Origin of the sequence: Roseateles cavernae, from assembly GCF_040187885.1 — a bacterium.
GTDB lineage: Bacteria > Pseudomonadota > Gammaproteobacteria > Burkholderiales > Burkholderiaceae_C > Roseateles_E > Roseateles_E cavernae.
In genome coordinates, this window is record NZ_JBDPLH010000003.1 from 600,489 (window position 1) to 615,596 (window position 15,108).

Below are 15,108 nucleotides of genomic sequence, written 5' to 3' on the forward strand. Positions count from 1 at the left end.
TCACCAGACCCTGATCGGCTCGGCCGCCACCATGGCGTCGCCGGGCTTGCAGGCAAAGGCCTGGGCAAAGGCCGGCAGATTGGACATCGGACCCAGCACCCGGTACTTGGGCGGCGAGTGCTGGCCGGTGCGCAGCTGGTTGATCAGCAGCTCATTGCGCATCTTGGTGCGCCAGATCAGCGCGTTGGACAGGAAGAAGCGCTGCTCGGGCGTGTAGCCGTCGACCTTGTCGCGCGCGCCGCTGCGGGCCAGTGCGCGCTGCAGGCCCTCGAAGGCGATCGGCATGCCGGCGATGTCGGAGATGTTCTCGCCCAGCATCTGGTGGCCGTTGATGCGCTGGCCCGGCAGCGGCTCGTAGCCGCTGTAGAGCCCGGCTACCTGCTCGGCCCGGGCCTGGTAGGCGGCGGCGTCCTCGGGCGTCCACCAGTCGGCCAGATTGCCGACGCTGTCGTACTGGCGGCCGCGGTCGTCGAAATGATGGGTGATCTCGTGGCCTATCACCATGCCGATGCCGCCGTAGTTGACCGCGTCGTCGGCCGAGGCGGAGAAGAAGGGCGGCTGCAGGATGCCGGCCGGGAACACGATTTCGTTGAGCCCGCCGGCGAAGGCGTTGACGATGTGCGGGCTGGTGAACCAGCGCGAGCGGTCCACCGGCCGGTCCAGATCGGCCAGGCGCTGGGCGCTCTGCCAGGCGCTGGCGCGCAGCGCATTGCCGGCATAGTCATCGGCCTTCAGTGGCAGGCCGGCATAGTCGGGCCAGCGCTCGGGCGCGCCGATCTTCAGCGCCATCGCGTCGAGCTTGGCCAGCGCGCGCTGCTTGGTCGGCGCGCTCATCCAGGTCAGGCCCTCGATGCGGCCGCGCATCGCCGCCTTGATATCGGCCACCAGCTGCTGCGAGCGCGCCTGCGCCTCGGCTGGGAAGGCCTTGGCCACGAAGAGCTCGCCCAGGGCCAGGCCCACCGGTGCGCTGCCGGTGCGCCCGCCTATGCTCATGATCACGTCTTCGCTGCGCGGCGCCGGCGCCTTCAGCCCGGCGATGGCGGTGCCGTGATAGGCGAAATGCGCGTCGGCAAAGACCTTGGGCAGGCGCGCCGCGCTGGCGTCCAGCAGGCGCAGGCTCAGGTAGTTGCGCCAGACGGCTGGCTGCGCCTCGCGGGCCAGCTCGCCCAGGCGCTGGGCGAACTCGGGCTGGCCGACGATGAAGCGCGCCACGCCCTCGGGCCTACCGGTGTAGGCGGCCAGGTAGGCGGCCCAGTCGAATCCCGGCGCACTGGCCGCCAGGGCCTTGGCATCGAAGGGGTTGTAGTTGGCATTCGGTTCGCGCAGCTTGACGCGCGTGCGCGAAGCCTCGGCCAGCCGGGCCTCGAAGGCCATCAGCTCCTCGATATCGGCGGCCTCTGCCGGCAGCCCGGCCGCAGCCAGCAGCGTCTTGGCGTAGGCGCGATAAGCGGCCTGCAGGCGCAGCGAGACGGCATCGCTCTTGAAATAGTCCTCGCGGTCGGGCAGGCCCAGGCCGGCCTGGGCAACGATCAGCGCATGGCGGCGCGTGTCCTTGGGGTCGTGCCACACATAGGCGCTCAACGGTGCGGCCACCTGCACCCGGTTCAGCGCCGCCAGCGCCGCCGGCAGATCGGCCGGCCCGCGCAGCGCCGCGATCTGGGCCAGCAGCGGCTGCAAGGCCTTGAGGCCACCGGCTTCGATGGCGGCCAGGTCCATGCCGCTGGCATAGAAGGCCGCCACGGCTTTCAGTCCCGGGCTGGTCTGCAGCGCCGGTTTGGCGATCAGCTCGTCCAGGCCTTGCTGCAGGATGGCGTCATTGGCGATGCGCAGATCGATGAAGCTGCCGATGCGCGCGCGACCGTCGGGCAGCGGCGTGGCGGCGTCCCAGCGGCCGTTCACAAACTCGTAAAAGTCATTGCAGGCCGCAACATCGGGCGACAGATTCTTGAGGTCCAGCGCCCGCGCCGAGGGCAGGGCGAGCGTGCTGGCGGCCAGCAGGGCGGCGGCGATTTTTGTCAGGCGTGGCATGGGTTTGGCAGAGGCTTGTAAGAGCCGGCCAGCGTAGCGGCAAGCGGGGCCGCCGGCCATCGGGGCCGCCACCGGCGCCCGGGTTTGCCCGCCCTGCAAGGGTTGACAGGTGGGCGATATGCGCCCGTTTGGCCTGCCTACACTGCGCCCACTTTCGCGGGCCGGGTCCGGAACCGGCCCGCGGAAGCCACTGCCGCCGCCGGGCTACCCGCCCGTTCCGGCGGACATCAGGCCCCCCACCGGGGGCCAGCCAGGACGCCATGCCGAGCACGGCCGGGCGTCCGACTTCGGAGAGTTTCATTCATGCACTCACTTCGTCGATTCCGTGCCGGCCGCAAGCCGGTCTTGCTGGCGCTGGCGCTGGCCGCTGCCGGTGCCGCCCAGGCCGGCCAGTCCGCCGCCGAGGCCGATGACCCGGGGCTGCGCGCCGTCCCCAGCAGCGAGACCGATCGCCTGATCATCAAGTACCGCGATGCCAGCGAGGCCGTGCTGGAGCGCGGCCAGCTGGTGGCCCGGGCCCGGGTGCTGGAGGCCGGCACCTTGAGCCAGCGGGTCGAGCGGGCGCGTGGCCTGGTCTCGCAGCGCGGCCTGAAGCTGCAGCTGCTGCGCCAGAGCGGCGTCGGCGCCCATGTGATGGGCCTGGACCGGGCCCTGCCGCTGGCCGAGATGCAGGCGCTGGCGGCCCGGCTGAAGGCCGAGGACCCGGACATCGAGTATGCCGAGCCCGACCGCAAGATGTATGCGCTGCTGACGCCCAATGACAGCCAGTACAGCCAGCAATGGGATCTGTTCGAGGCCACCGGCGGCATCCGCGCCCCGGCCGCCTGGGACCTGGCCACCGGTGCCGGCGTCGTGGTGGCGGTGATCGACACCGGCATCCGCCCCCATTCGGATCTGTCCGGCCAGACCGTGGCCGGCTACGACATGATCGCCAATGTGCCCACCGCCAATGACGGCGGCGGCCGCGACGCCGACCCCAGCGACCCCGGCGACTGGAGCAGCGCCGGCCAGTGCGGTACGGGCAGCGGCGCGCGCAACAGCAGCTGGCACGGCACCCATGTGGCCGGCACCATCGCGGCGCGCACGAACAACGCGGCCGGCATTGCCGGCATCGCCTTCAACGCCAAGCTGCAGACGGTGCGGGTGCTGGGCCGCTGCGGCGGCTACACCTCGGACATCGCCGACGGCATCATCTGGGCCTCGGGCGGCAGCGTGCCGGGCGTGCCGGCCAACGCGACGCCGGCCAAGGTGCTGAACCTGTCGCTGGGCGGCGGTGGCAGCTGCGACAGCACGACCCAGAGCGCGGTCAATGGCGCGCGCTCGCGCGGCTCGGTGGTGGTGGTGGCGGCCGGCAACTCCAATGCCAACGCCAGCGGCTTCAGCCCGGCCAGCTGCGCCGGTGTGGTCACGGTGGCCGCGACCGACCGCTATGGCGCGCGCGCCCCGTACTCCAATTACGGCGCGGTCGTGGCCCTGGCCGCGCCCGGCGGCAACACCGGCGCGGGCACCAGCAACGGCATCCTGTCCACCTTGAACACCGGCACCAGCACGCCGGCCGCCGACAACTACGCCTTCTACCAAGGCACCTCGATGGCGGCCCCCCATGTGGCCGGAGTCGCGGCCCTGATGTTCAGCGCCAAGCCCAGCGCCACGCCCGACCAGATCGCTGCCGCGCTGAAGAGCAGCGCGCGCGCCTTCCCGGGCACTTGCAGCCAGTGCGGCAGCGGCCTGCTGGACGCGCACGCGGCGGTGCTGGCCATCAGCGGCGACATACCGACGCTGGACGAGGTCGAGCCCAATAACAGCCTGGCCCAGGCCAATGCGGTGGCTGCGCCGCGCAGCCTGCGGGCGGTGCTGTCCAGCAGCACCGACTCGGACTACTTCCGCGTCAGTCTGCCGGCCGGTCGCACCCTGTCGGCCAGTCTGCCCATGCCCAATGGCAGCACCGACTACGACCTGCACATCGTCAACAGCGCCGGTACCGTGGTCGCGCGCAGCGAGCGCGATGTCGGCCTGACCGACAGCGCCAGCTATCGCAACGCCGGCAGCACGACGCAGAACTTCTATGTGCGGGTCTACTACTACAGCGGCAGCACCAATGTGAACTACTCGCTGAGCCTGAGCTGGTAAGCCGACCTGCCACCTTGGCCGGCGGGGTCTGTCACGGTCTTGTCATCATCGGCGGGTCAAGCTCGCGGTTTTGGCATCCACCCAGACGAGGCAGACCGCAATGGCCAAGGATTTCCTGACGATGGAAGACAGCAACCGCAGCGCCAACACCAGCATCCACGAGGTCTCCGACCCGGCCCGCCGCAGCCTCTTGCGCGGCGGTCTGGGCCTGGGCCTCGGCGGCCTGCTGGGGCTGGGCGGCTGCGCCAGCGGCGGGGCCTTGGGTGGCCCGCTGCTGGGTTTCAAGAGCGTGCCGGTGTCGACGGCCGACAGCATCGTGGTGCCCGAGGGCTACAGCGCTCAGGTGATCGCCGCCTGGGGCGAGCCGGTTGGGCTGTCGGGCGAGGACAGCGCCTTTCGCTTCGACGGCAGCAACACGGCGGCCCAGCAGGAAACCCAGCTGGGCATGCACCACGACGGCATCCACTTCTTCGCCCAGGAGGGCTCCAAGTCCGGCCTGCTGGTGATGAACCATGAATACAGCGACGATGGCCTCTTGCACCCCGACGGCATGCAGAGCTGGAACGCCCAGAAGGTGCGCAAGGCCCAGGCCGCGCACGGCGTCTCGGTGATCGAGGTGCAGCAGCAGAGCGGCGGGCGCTGGGAGCTGGTGCGGTCCTCGCCCTGGGCGCGCCGCATCACCGCCTATACGCCGATGCAGGTGGCCGGTCCGGCCGCCGGCCATGCGCTGATGCAGACCGCGCAGGATGCCAGTGGCCGCCGTGTGCTGGGTACGCTGAACAACTGCGCCAGCGGCATCACGCCCTGGGGCACCTACCTGACCTGCGAAGAGAACTTCATCAACTACTTCAAGGGCCCGGATGCGCCCGATGCGCACCAGCGCCGCTGGGGCCTGCGCAAGGGCGACCCGGCCGGCTACCGCTGGCACGAGCATGACGAGCGCTTCGACGCGGTCAAGCATCCCAACGAGCCCAACCGTTTCGGCTGGGTGGTCGAGATCGACCCCTTCAACCCCAGCAGCACGCCCATCAAGCGCAGCGCGCTGGGCCGCGCGGCCCACGAGGGTGCGACCGTGGCGGTGACCCAGGACGGCCGCGCCGTGGTCTATATGGGCGAGGACGCCCGCTTCGAGTACATCTACAAATTCGTCAGCCGCGACAAGATACGCCCCGGCGGCTTTGCCGCCAACAGCGAGTTGCTGGACCACGGCACGCTCTACGTCGCTCGCTTCGACGCCGATGGCACGGGCCGCTGGCTGGCGCTGAGCCAGGGCCAGGGCCCGCTGAGCGCCGCTGCCGGCTTCGCCGACCAGGGCGAGGTCGTGATCAAGAGCCGCCAGGCCAGCGATCTGCTGGGCGCCACCAAGATGGACCGCCCCGAGTGGATCGCGGTGGACCAGCAGGGCTATGTCTACTGCACGCTGACCAATAACAGCAACCGTGCCGGCGACAAGCAGCCGGCCGTCGATGCGGCCAACCCGCGCGCCAACAACAGCATGGGCCACATCATCCGCTGGAAGGAGCAGGGCGACTTCGATGCCACCGCGCTGCGCTGGGATCATTTCGTGTTGGCCGGCGACCCGGCCAACGAGCGTGCCGAGGCCAAGGGCAATGTCAAGGGCGATGCCTTCGGCTGCCCCGACGGCCTGTGGGTCGATGGGCGCGGCGTGCTGTGGATTCAGACCGATATGTCCACCTCGGCGATGGGCAAGGGCGATCTGGCCCGGCTGGGCAATAACTGCATGCTGGCCGCCGATCCGCGCAGCGGCGAAGTGCGGCGCTTCCTGACCGGCCCGGCCGGCAGCGAGGTCACCGGCGCGACGATGACGCCCGACGGCCGCACCATGTTCATCAATATCCAGCACCCGGGTGAGAGCCCCAGCGAGCGCAGCGACCCGGCCCAGCCGCGCCGCTTCTCCAACTGGCCCGACCAGCGCCCCGACGGCCGGCCTCGCTCGGCCACCGTGGTGGTGCGCAAGCTCGATGGTGGGGTGATAGGCAGCTGAGGCGGGGCCCGGCCCGGGGCGGCCGGCTACACTGGCTCCCTCGCTCGCGCAGCAGTCCTCTCCCATGGCCGGCCTCACCCCCAACTCCCCCACGCCCACCGACATCACCGTGCACCAGCAGTCGCGGCTGCTGGAGATCGCTTTCTCCGACGGCGCGCGCTTCTCGATTCCCTTCGAGCTGATGCGCGTCTACAGCCCCTCGGCCGAGGTGATGGGCCATGGCCCGGGCCAGGAAACCCTGCAGACCGGCAAGCGCGAGGTGGGCATCACGGCGCTGGAGCAGGTCGGCCACTACGCGATCCGTCCGCAGTTCAGCGACGGCCATGACAGCGGCCTGTTCTCCTGGGACTATCTCTACCAGCTCGGCGCCGAGCAGGCCCGGCTCTGGACCGACTACGAGGCCAAGCTGGCCGCCGCCGGCAAGGGTCGCGACGATGCCATGCCGGCCAAGGGCGGCAGCGCCTGTTCGTCCCATTGAGGAATAAGTACCTATGAGCAGCACCCATTTCGGCTTCCAGACCGTCGACGAGCGCGAGAAGGCGAGCCGCGTGCGCGGCGTGTTCGATTCCGTCGCCTCCAGGTACGACGTGATGAACGACCTGATGTCCATGGGCATGCACCGGGCCTGGAAGGCCTACACGGTGGCCGTGGCCAATCTGAAGCCGGGCGAGCGCGTGCTCGACATCGCCGGCGGCACCGGTGATCTGTCGCGCGCCTTCGCCAGGAAGGTCGGCGAGACCGGCATGGTGGTGCATACCGATATCAACGAGGCGATGCTGCGCCAGGGCCGCAACCGGCTGCTCGACGAGGGCCTGGTGCTGCCCACCAATCTCTGCGACGCCGAGAAACTGCCCTACAAGAACGAGAGCTTCGACCTCGTCAGCGTGGCCTTCGGCCTGCGCAATATGACCCACAAGGACCAGGCCCTGGCCGAGATGTGCCGGGTGCTCAAGCCCGGCGGGCGCCTGCTGGTGCTGGAGTTCTCCAAGGTGGCGGCGCCGCTGCAAAAGCCTTACGACTGGTACTCGTTCAAGATCCTGCCCAAGCTGGGCCAGATGATTGCCGGCGATGCCGAGAGCTACCGCTACCTGGCCGAATCGATCCGCATGCACCCACCCCAGGCCGAACTCAAGGCCATGATGAAGACGGCCGGCTTCGGCCATGTGGACGTGCACAACCTCAGCGCCGGCATCGTCGCGCTGCACGCCGGCATTAAGTGCTGAGCTGAACCGGCCCCTCCCTGCGCAGCCCGCCGGGCCAACGAGCTTTCTGCAAATCAGCCACCCCCCGATCCACGGGGGTGTCCGGAACTCGGCGTGACTAAATGGATCAGTCATTCAGCCGACCGGTCAACAATATGCCGGAGGGGCCGGAAGCACCGGGTTTTCCCGGTGTTTGACAAAACAATGACGAGGGGTTCCCGACGGCTGGACTGCGGTCCGGGAGGGCGCGATCGAACAGGTTTCCTGTAGCAATATGGAACCGGATCACGCCTTAGGGGGGAGTCAATTGTCATTTTGCAAAGTTACACTCGCCGACTGCCACCGGGCGCCATTGTGCGCTGCAACATAGCGCCGTCGGAGAGCCCGGGGTGCACGCTCTCACCCGAGAGCCCAAAAACAGAAAGTCATAGCTATGAATCTGATGAAGCAAGAGCAGCCGCGCGGCATGCGCGCCAGCGCGATTGCCCTGGCGGCGGTGGCGGTCGTGCTGCTGGCCGCCTGCGGCGGCGGTGATAAGAAGGACAAGGCCTCGCAGACGGCGGCCAAGGTCAACAAGGAAGAGATCACCGTTCATCAGATCAACTTCGTGCTGCAGCGCCAGCAAGGTCTGAAGCCCGAGCAGGCCGAGGCGGCCAGCAAGCAGGTGCTGGAGCGCCTGATCGAGCAGGAACTGGCGGTGCAGAAGGCCGAAGACCTGAAGCTCGACCGCGACCCGCGCGTGGTCCAGCAGGTCGAGGCCGCCAAGCGCGAAATCATCGCGCGCGCCTATGTCGAGCGGCTCGGCGAGAGCGCGGCCAAACCTACGGCCGAGGAGGTTTCAAAGTATTACAACGAGAAACCCGCGCTGTTCAAGGAACGCCGTATCTACAGCCTGCAGGAATTGGCCATCGAGGCCAAGCCCGAGCAGATTCCCGAGATTCGCGCCAAATTGCAGGCGGCCAAGAATATGGCCGAGTTTGCCGAGTATCTGAAGGCCAGCGATATTCGTTTTGCCGGCAACCAGGCGGTGCGCGCCGCCGAGCAGCTGCCGCTGGCCAGCCTGGACGCCATCGCCCGCATGAAGGACGGTGACTCCGCCGTCACCGCCGCGCCCAACGGCTTGCAGGTGCTGTTCCTGGTGGGCTCGCGCAGCCAGCCGGTCGACGAAGCCCGCGCCCGCCCGGCCATCGAGCAGTTCCTCAGCAACCAGCGCAAGTCCGAGCTGGTCGTGAAGGAAATGAAGGCCATGCGCGAAGCCGCCAAGATCGAATATGTCGGCAAGTTCGCCGAGGGCGCGCCGCCGGCCGCCGCAGCGTCCGCTGCGGTGACGACGCCCAGCCCCGCCGCGCCTGCGGTCGCCACGCCGGCCGCCCCGGCCGCCAGCGGCCTGGACGCCAACGCCATCTCCAAGGGAATGGGCCTCAAGTAATGCGCAGCACTCAGCATCACCTCCTCGCTATTGCCCTGGCCGCCGCCGGCCTGCTCGGCGCTATCGCACCGGCCTCGGCCCAGACCAGCGCCGCTGCGCCGGCCACCGCCACGGCCGAATACCGGCTCGGTTCCGGCGATGTGCTGCGCATCAGCGTCTACCAGAACCCCGACCTGACGCTGGAGACCCGTGTCTCCGAGGCCGGCGTGCTGAGCTTCCCGCTGTTGGGCACGATCAAGATCGGCGGCCTCTCGGTCACCCAGGCCGAGAAGCTGATCGCCGACGGCCTGAAGAGCGGCAACTTCGTCAAGCAGCCCCAGGTCACCATCGTCGTGCTGCAGGTCAAGGGCAACCAGGCCAGCGTGCTGGGCCAGGTCAACCGCCCCGGCCGCTTCCCGATCGAGGTGGCCGATATGCGTCTGACCGATCTGCTGGCCAATGCCGGCGGCGTCGCGAGCAGCGGTGCCGAGATCGTGATCCTGAGCGGCACCCGCAACGGCCAGGCCTTCCGCACCGAGATCGATCTGCCGGCGCTGTTCGCCCCCGGCGGCCGCAGCCAGGACATCCTGGTGCAGAACGGCGATGTGCTGTGGGTCGACCGTGCGCCCATGGTCTACATCTACGGCGAGGTGCAGCGCCCCGGCGCGATGCGCCTGGAGCGCGGCATGACGCTGATGCAAAGCCTGGCCACCGGCGGTGGCCTGACCCAGCGCGGCACCGAGAAGGGCATCCGCGTGCACCGCAAGGGCGCCGACGGCAAGGTCCAGATCTTGCAAGCAGCGATGGATGAATCGCTGAAGGATGGCGATGTGGTGTATGTGCGCGAGAGCTTGTTCTAAGGCAGGGCCATTGCAATGACATTCAGACAGTTCCTCTCCATCCTCATCGCCCGCAAATGGCTGTTCCTGGCCGTCTTGCTGGCGGTGCTGATTCCGGCCGTGGTCATCAGCCTGCTCTTGCCGAAGCAATACACGGCAACCGCCAGCGTCGTCGTCGATGCCAAGCCCGATCCGCTGTCCGCGATCGCCTTCCAGTCGATGACCAACCCCGCCGTGATGGCCACCCAGGTGGACATCATCCAGAGTGATCGGGTGGCGCGCCGTGTCGTGCGCGCACTCAAGCTGGTCGAGAACGCGCAGATTCGCGAGCAGTGGCAGGACGACACCCAGGGCGAAGGCGATATAGAAACCTGGCTGGTTGCCCGTTTCCAGAAGGACCTGGACGTCAAGCCCTCGCGCGAATCCAGCGTCATCAATATCTCCTATCGCGCACCCGACCCGCGCTTCGCGGCCGGTTTGGCCAATGCCTTCGTGCAGGCCTATATCGACACCGCCGTCGATCTGCGGGTTGATCCGGCCAAGCAGTACAGCGCCTTCTTTGACAACCGGGCCAAGGAAGCGCGCGACGCCCTGGAACAGGCGCAGAACCGGCTCAGCGCCTTTCAGCGCGACAGCGGCGTCGTGATGACCGACGAGCGCATGGACATCGAGAACCAGCGCCTCAACGAGCTGTCCAGTCAGCTGGTGATCCTGCAGTCTCTGGCCGGCGAAGCCACCAGCCGTCAGGCGCAGGCGAATGCCGGCTCCGCCGACAAGATGCAGGAAATCACCAGCAACCCGGTGGTGTCTTCGCTGCGCGCTGACCTGTCGCGCCAGGAAGCGCGTCTGCAGGAGCTGAGTGCCCGCCTGGGGGACCGCAACCCGCAAGTGGTCGAGCTCAAGGCCAGCATCACCGAGCTGCGCGAGCGCATCGACAGCGAGATCAAGCGCCTGTCCGCCGGTGTCGGCGTCAGCGGCAACATCAGCCGCCAGCGCGAGGCCCAGACCCGCGCCGAGCTCGAAGCCCAGCGCAACAAGGTGCTGCGCATGAAGCAGGTGCGCGACGAGGGGGCCCTGATCCTGCGCGATGTCGAGAACGCCCAGCGCGCCTACGACGCCATCCTGCAGCGCCTGACCCAGACCAGCCTTGAGAGCCAGGCCACCTCCAGCAATGTCAGCCTGCTGAACTCGGCCGTGCCGCCGCTTGAACCCTCGTCGCCGCGTGTGTTGCTGAACTCGGTGCTGGCGCTCTTCGTGGGTCTGCTGATGGCCACCGGCGTCGGGCTGGGGGCCGAGCTGCGCGACCGCCGCGTGCGCGACACCGACGATATCGAAGGCCTGCTGGGCCTGCCCGTGATCGGTCTGCTGCCTGGCCCCAACAGCCACAGCGCCGCCGGCAAGAAGAAAGATGCCGCGATGCATCAGCGCCTGATCGGTCACATCGCCTCGCCCACGAAAGCCGCCTGAACCCATGTCTAACTTCAAAGATTCAGCCATCAGCGGCGAATATGGTGGGCAGGATGCCAAGCCTGCGCTGCAGGACCGCTCCATCGGTCACATCATTGCCGAGGCGAACAACCTCACGGCCGAGCAGGTCGAGCGCATCCTGGCGCACCAGCGTGCCAAAGGCCTGAAGTTCGGCGAGGCCGCCGTGGCCCTCGGTCTGGCCAAGGGCGAGGATGTGCTGTGGGCCCTGAGCCAGCAGTTCCACTACCCCTATGCGCCCGGTGGCGGCAAGCTGCCCAGCGAGGAATTGGTGCTGGCCAACAAGCCCTTCAGCCACCAGGCGGAGGCCTTCCGCGTGCTGCGCAGCCAGATCAATATGCAGCTGTTCAATGCCGATGAGCCGCGCCGCGCCATTGCCGTGATCAGCCATGACAGCGGCGATGGCAAAACCTTCTTCGCCGCCAATATGGCCATCGCCTTCAGCCAGCTCGGCGGACGCACCCTGCTGGTGGACGCCGATATGCGCAACCCGCGCCAGCATTCGGTCTTCGGCATCGAGAACAACTCGGGCCTGTCAGGCATCCTGTCCGGCCGCTCCGAGGCCAATGTGATACGCCCGGTGGCTGATCTGCCCAGCCTGTTCGTGATGCCGGTCGGCACCCAGCCGCCCAATCCGATGGAACTGGTCGAGCGTCCCGCCTTCGGCCTGCTGATGCGCGAGCTGGTGTCCAAGTTCGACTACGTCATCGTCGATACACCGGCCGCCACCTACGGCGCCGACTATGCCGTCATTGCTGCCCGCTGTGGCGCTGCGCTGGCGCTGGCCCGCAAGGGCACGACGCGCGTCAACGCGGTGCATGATCTGGTCGCCACCCTGAAGAACAGCCCTGCCAAGCTGGCCGGGGTCATCATGAACGAGTATTGAGGTGACCCCGATGAGCGCAGCACTGGCACCGGCCGACAAAGGCCGCGCCCATTTGGTGCCCTGGCTGATCGCCGGGCTCGGCCTGGTGGCCATGTATGGGCCCACGCTGGTGAGCCTGTTCAATGGCCTCTGGGCGACCGATGAGCAAGGTCATGGTCCCATCGTGCTGGGCGTCACGATCTGGCTGATCTACCGCAAATGGGGCGAGCTGATGGACGTCAGCAGCTCGCCGCCCAAACCCATGCTGGCCTGGATTCTGCTGGTGCTGGGCGGCCTGGCCTATGCCATCGGGCGCTCGCAAGGCATCTGGCTGTTCGAGGTCGGTTCGGCCATTGCGATGGTGTGCGGCATCGTGCTGCTGCTGCGCGGCCCGCGCCAGCTCAAGGCTATCGGCTTCGCGATCTTCTTCATGTTCTTCATGATCCCGCTGCCGGGTGCCGTGGTGGACGCGCTGACCCAGCCGATGAAGATGGCCGTCTCCTATGTGGCCGAGAACATCCTGCACGCGGCCGGCTACCCGATCAGCCGCACCGGCGTGATCCTGCAGATCGGCCCCTACCAGCTGCTGGTGGCCGATGCCTGCGCTGGTCTGCACACGCTGTTCACGCTCGAAGCGCTGGGCCTGCTGTACCTCAACATCGTTCGCTACGCCTCGCTGTTCCGCAATGTGGCGCTGGCCATCCTGATCGTGCCGATCAGCTTTGCGGCCAATGTCATCCGCGTGATGGTGCTGACCCTGATCACCTACCACTTCGGCGACGAAGCCGGCCAGGGCTTCCTGCACGGCTTTGCCGGCATGGTGCTGTTCATGAGCGCGCTGATGCTCATCATCGCCACCGACAGCCTGCTGCGCTTTGGCAGCGGCCGTCTGAGCAAGGAGCAAGCAACATCATGAACAACACGCCCCAAAGCCAGGTCCGGCGTGCCAGCGTGGCCCTGCTGCTGATGGCCGCCGCAGCCGCCGTCGGCTGGAAGCTCACGCCCACCACCCGCATGGCCACGCTGCATGGCGAATTCGAGCTGGAGCAGATCATCCCCAGCCGCTTCGGCGACTGGCAGCAGGACACCACCGTTGTGGGCGGCGTCGTCAATCCGCAGCAGGAAGAACTGCTGAACCAGCTCTACAGCCAGATCCTCTCGCGCACCTATGTCAACAGCCGTGGCCAGCGCATCATGCTGAGCATTGCTTACGGCAACGACCAGCGCGACAGCATGCAGATGCACTACCCCGAGATCTGCTACCCCGCGCAGGGCTTCCAGCTCAAGAGCAACAAGCCGGTGGAGCTGAACCTAGGCGCTGTGTCCATCCCGGCCCGCAGGCTGGAGACGGTGCTCGGCAACCAGCGCTACGAGCCGGTGACCTACTGGACGGTGATCGGTGAGACGGCTGTTCGTGGCGGCGTCAACAAGAAGCTGGCCGAGATGCGCTATGGCTTCAAGGATCTGATCCCCGATGGTCTGCTGTTCCGCGTGTCCAGCATCGACCGCGATACCGCCAATGCCTTCGCACTCCAGGACGCCTTTGCCGGCCAACTGCTGCGGGCCATGCCTCAGCAGCATGTGCCTCGCGTGGCCGGGTCTGTAGGCTCCTGATGCGAGGCCAGCAGTTGTGATGACGGGTTCGTCCATGCTGGGTCGGCCGCGCAGGCAAGGCCTGTCCCCCAGACCCTTCAAGAAGCGGGCTCAGGACACGCTGGCCATCGGAGCGCTGCTTTTTGCAGCGGCCTTTGCCGGCTTGTTGTGCGTGTTCCTGCCCTGGGTTTTTGTCGTGGCTCTGTGCATGGCCATCGTCTATCCCTTGCTGGTCTGGAACTTCCCCTGGCTGGGCATCGGGGCCTATGCGCTGGTCGTCCTGGTCGCGCCGGATGTGAAATGGGCCGACGTGGCGACGTTCGGAACCTTGGCCGTTCTCGGGCTGAAGGCCCTGGGTTCAAGCGGCCGATTCCTTCCGCCCAAGGCGATCCTGAATTCCTATCTGGTGTTCGTGGGCCTGGTGGCGCTGTCTGGCGTCCTGGCGCTGACCTGGTTCCATAACCAGGTGCCCTTTCTGTATCGAGATGGCCGGGCCTTCCTGTACTGGCTCTGGTTGCCACTGCTCTACTGGCTGGTGAACAAGGAAGCTGACGGCATGCGCAAGCTGTCCGGCCTGATACTGTTCATCGGGGGTGCCGTCTGCCTGATCGCGCTGCTGCAGTGGAGCACCGGCATCCAGATCGTGGCGTCGGGCCGTGTCGGGGCCCTCGACACCGCCGGCGGTTCTCAAGCAGAGCAGACCCGGGTGCAGATGCATGGCTTCGTGTTTGTGCTGTTCTGCTTTGTCTGGGCTTTTGTGTCGCTGGTGCACGGCAGGCGGCCATGGCTGCTGATCCCTGCGCTCTTCCTGCTGCTGGGCGCGCTGTATGTGAACTTCGGACGGGCGCTGTGGTTCTGGACCGCCTGTGCGGTTTTGCTGAGCATCTTCTGGGTCGGTCAGCGGCGGGCGGTCTACATGCTGACCATCCTGCTCTTCAGCGGCGTGATCGGTGTCAGTGCCCTGGCGCTCTTCAAACCCGCAGTGCTTGATGCGGTGGTCACCCGCTTCGTCAGCGTGCGTGACGAAGGCGGCAGCCGTACCTCCCTGGGCTGGCGCAAGCTCGAGAACGAAGACGCCATGCGCCGCATTGCCCGTTCGCCGCTGGTTGGTGTTGGCTTGGGTGGTGAATATCGACGCTGGATCAGCGAGATCCGGCTCTTCGAGGACCACACGCGCTATGTGCACAACAGCTATGTTTTTGTTGCGTTGAAGGTCGGTGTGCCGGCGCTGGCCGCTTTGTTGGCGCTGCTGGCACTGAGTTGGCAACGCGGCCGCAAAGCGATCGCTGCCAGTGATGAGCGGCACAAACCCTTGCGTATCGCGGCCGTCGCTGTCCTGCCTGCCATGCTGGGGTTGTGCATCACGCAGCCCGAGATGGTGACCGCCTACAGCGCGCTCTTTTTCTGCTGCCTGTTGGCCGTCCTCGCGTCCGGGGCACGTGCAGACACGGTACCTGCTGATGGCGTGGCACCCCGGTTCAGGCGGCGAGTGATCTGAAACGGCCCGGGTGCCTTGCCAAGCAGCACCCCTGAGCTTCACCATGAAATGAGAG

General features: G+C 67.3%; 12 protein-coding genes. 11 read left to right on the forward strand and 1 reads right to left on the reverse strand.

The features are described 5' to 3' along the window. Nucleotides 1–2,028 carry a M13 family metallopeptidase gene (locus ABGI63_RS13355; RefSeq protein ID WP_349742858.1) on the reverse strand — a complete coding sequence of 676 codons (2,028 nt, stop codon included), beginning with the start codon at nucleotides 2,026–2,028 and terminating at the stop codon, nucleotides 1–3. A gap of 303 nt (nucleotides 2,029–2,331) precedes the next feature. Between ABGI63_RS13355 and ABGI63_RS13360 the strand changes: the two genes are divergently transcribed. The 11 genes from ABGI63_RS13360 (at nucleotide 2,332) to ABGI63_RS13410 (ending at nucleotide 15,053) form a co-directional block, all read left to right on the forward strand. Further along, complete coding sequence (locus ABGI63_RS13360) at nucleotides 2,332–4,158, forward strand: S8 family peptidase (protein ID WP_349742859.1); 1,827 nt, start codon at nucleotides 2,332–2,334, stop codon at nucleotides 4,156–4,158. A gap of 100 nt (nucleotides 4,159–4,258) precedes the next feature. After that, the gene (locus tag ABGI63_RS13365; RefSeq protein WP_349742860.1) at nucleotides 4,259–6,163 is read left to right on the forward strand and encodes a PhoX family protein; all 1,905 of its coding nucleotides are present in this window, start codon (nucleotides 4,259–4,261) and stop codon (nucleotides 6,161–6,163) included. A 64-nt stretch (nucleotides 6,164–6,227) separates the two neighbouring features. Beyond that, a complete protein-coding gene (locus tag ABGI63_RS13370; protein WP_349742861.1) occupies nucleotides 6,228–6,641 on the forward strand; it encodes a gamma-butyrobetaine hydroxylase family protein in 414 nt (137 codons plus the stop codon). A 13-nt stretch (nucleotides 6,642–6,654) separates the two neighbouring features. Then, nucleotides 6,655–7,386, forward strand: coding sequence for a bifunctional demethylmenaquinone methyltransferase/2-methoxy-6-polyprenyl-1,4-benzoquinol methylase UbiE (gene ubiE, locus ABGI63_RS13375; RefSeq protein ID WP_349742862.1), 732 nt, complete (start codon nucleotides 6,655–6,657; stop codon nucleotides 7,384–7,386). A gap of 412 nt (nucleotides 7,387–7,798) precedes the next feature. Continuing rightward, the gene (locus tag ABGI63_RS13380) at nucleotides 7,799–8,794 is read left to right on the forward strand and encodes an EpsD family peptidyl-prolyl cis-trans isomerase (RefSeq protein WP_349742863.1); all 996 of its coding nucleotides are present in this window, start codon (nucleotides 7,799–7,801) and stop codon (nucleotides 8,792–8,794) included. Further along, nucleotides 8,794–9,633, forward strand: a complete 840-nt coding sequence (epsE, locus tag ABGI63_RS13385) for a polysaccharide export protein EpsE (RefSeq protein ID WP_349742864.1) — start codon at nucleotides 8,794–8,796, stop codon at nucleotides 9,631–9,633. The genes ABGI63_RS13380 and epsE overlap by 1 nt, the downstream gene beginning before the upstream one ends. Before the next feature lie 15 nt (nucleotides 9,634–9,648). Next, nucleotides 9,649–11,079 (forward strand): chain length determinant protein EpsF, encoded by a 1,431-nt coding sequence (gene epsF, locus ABGI63_RS13390; RefSeq protein WP_349742865.1) that lies wholly within the window; start codon nucleotides 9,649–9,651, stop codon nucleotides 11,077–11,079. Between the two features lie 4 nt (nucleotides 11,080–11,083). Next, nucleotides 11,084–11,983, forward strand: a complete 900-nt coding sequence (locus ABGI63_RS13395) for a polysaccharide biosynthesis tyrosine autokinase (RefSeq protein ID WP_349742866.1) — start codon at nucleotides 11,084–11,086, stop codon at nucleotides 11,981–11,983. Nucleotides 11,984–11,993: 10 nt separating this feature from the next. Beyond that, nucleotides 11,994–12,878 carry an exosortase B gene (gene xrtB / locus ABGI63_RS13400; RefSeq protein ID WP_349742867.1) on the forward strand — a complete coding sequence of 295 codons (885 nt, stop codon included), beginning with the start codon at nucleotides 11,994–11,996 and terminating at the stop codon, nucleotides 12,876–12,878. Next, nucleotides 12,875–13,576, forward strand: coding sequence for an exosortase-associated protein EpsI, B-type (gene epsI / locus ABGI63_RS13405; RefSeq protein WP_349742868.1), 702 nt, complete (start codon nucleotides 12,875–12,877; stop codon nucleotides 13,574–13,576). Before xrtB ends, epsI begins: the two co-directional genes overlap by 4 nt. A 19-nt stretch (nucleotides 13,577–13,595) precedes the next feature. Beyond that, on the forward strand, nucleotides 13,596–15,053 hold the full coding sequence (locus ABGI63_RS13410) for an O-antigen ligase family protein (RefSeq protein WP_349742869.1): 1,458 nt from the start codon (nucleotides 13,596–13,598) through the stop codon (nucleotides 15,051–15,053). Nucleotides 15,054–15,108: the final 55 nt, after the last annotated feature.

Excerpts from the sequence above, each read along its gene's own strand:
- ABGI63_RS13355 (WP_349742858.1), bottom strand. The coding sequence starts at position 2,028 with ATGCCACGCCTGACAAAAATCGCCGCCGCCCTGCTGGCCGCCAGCACG.
- ABGI63_RS13360 (WP_349742859.1), top strand. The coding sequence starts at position 2,332 with ATGCACTCACTTCGTCGATTCCGTGCCGGCCGCAAGCCGGTCTTGCTG.
- ABGI63_RS13365 (WP_349742860.1), top strand. The coding sequence starts at position 4,259 with ATGGCCAAGGATTTCCTGACGATGGAAGACAGCAACCGCAGCGCCAAC.
- ABGI63_RS13370 (WP_349742861.1), top strand. The coding sequence starts at position 6,228 with ATGGCCGGCCTCACCCCCAACTCCCCCACGCCCACCGACATCACCGTG.
- ubiE (WP_349742862.1), top strand. The coding sequence starts at position 6,655 with ATGAGCAGCACCCATTTCGGCTTCCAGACCGTCGACGAGCGCGAGAAG.
- ABGI63_RS13380 (WP_349742863.1), top strand. The coding sequence starts at position 7,799 with ATGAATCTGATGAAGCAAGAGCAGCCGCGCGGCATGCGCGCCAGCGCG.
- epsE (WP_349742864.1), top strand. The coding sequence starts at position 8,794 with ATGCGCAGCACTCAGCATCACCTCCTCGCTATTGCCCTGGCCGCCGCC.
- epsF (WP_349742865.1), top strand. The coding sequence starts at position 9,649 with ATGACATTCAGACAGTTCCTCTCCATCCTCATCGCCCGCAAATGGCTG.
- ABGI63_RS13395 (WP_349742866.1), top strand. The coding sequence starts at position 11,084 with ATGTCTAACTTCAAAGATTCAGCCATCAGCGGCGAATATGGTGGGCAG.
- xrtB (WP_349742867.1), top strand. The coding sequence starts at position 11,994 with ATGAGCGCAGCACTGGCACCGGCCGACAAAGGCCGCGCCCATTTGGTG.
- epsI (WP_349742868.1), top strand. The coding sequence starts at position 12,875 with ATGAACAACACGCCCCAAAGCCAGGTCCGGCGTGCCAGCGTGGCCCTG.
- ABGI63_RS13410 (WP_349742869.1), top strand. The coding sequence starts at position 13,596 with ATGACGGGTTCGTCCATGCTGGGTCGGCCGCGCAGGCAAGGCCTGTCC.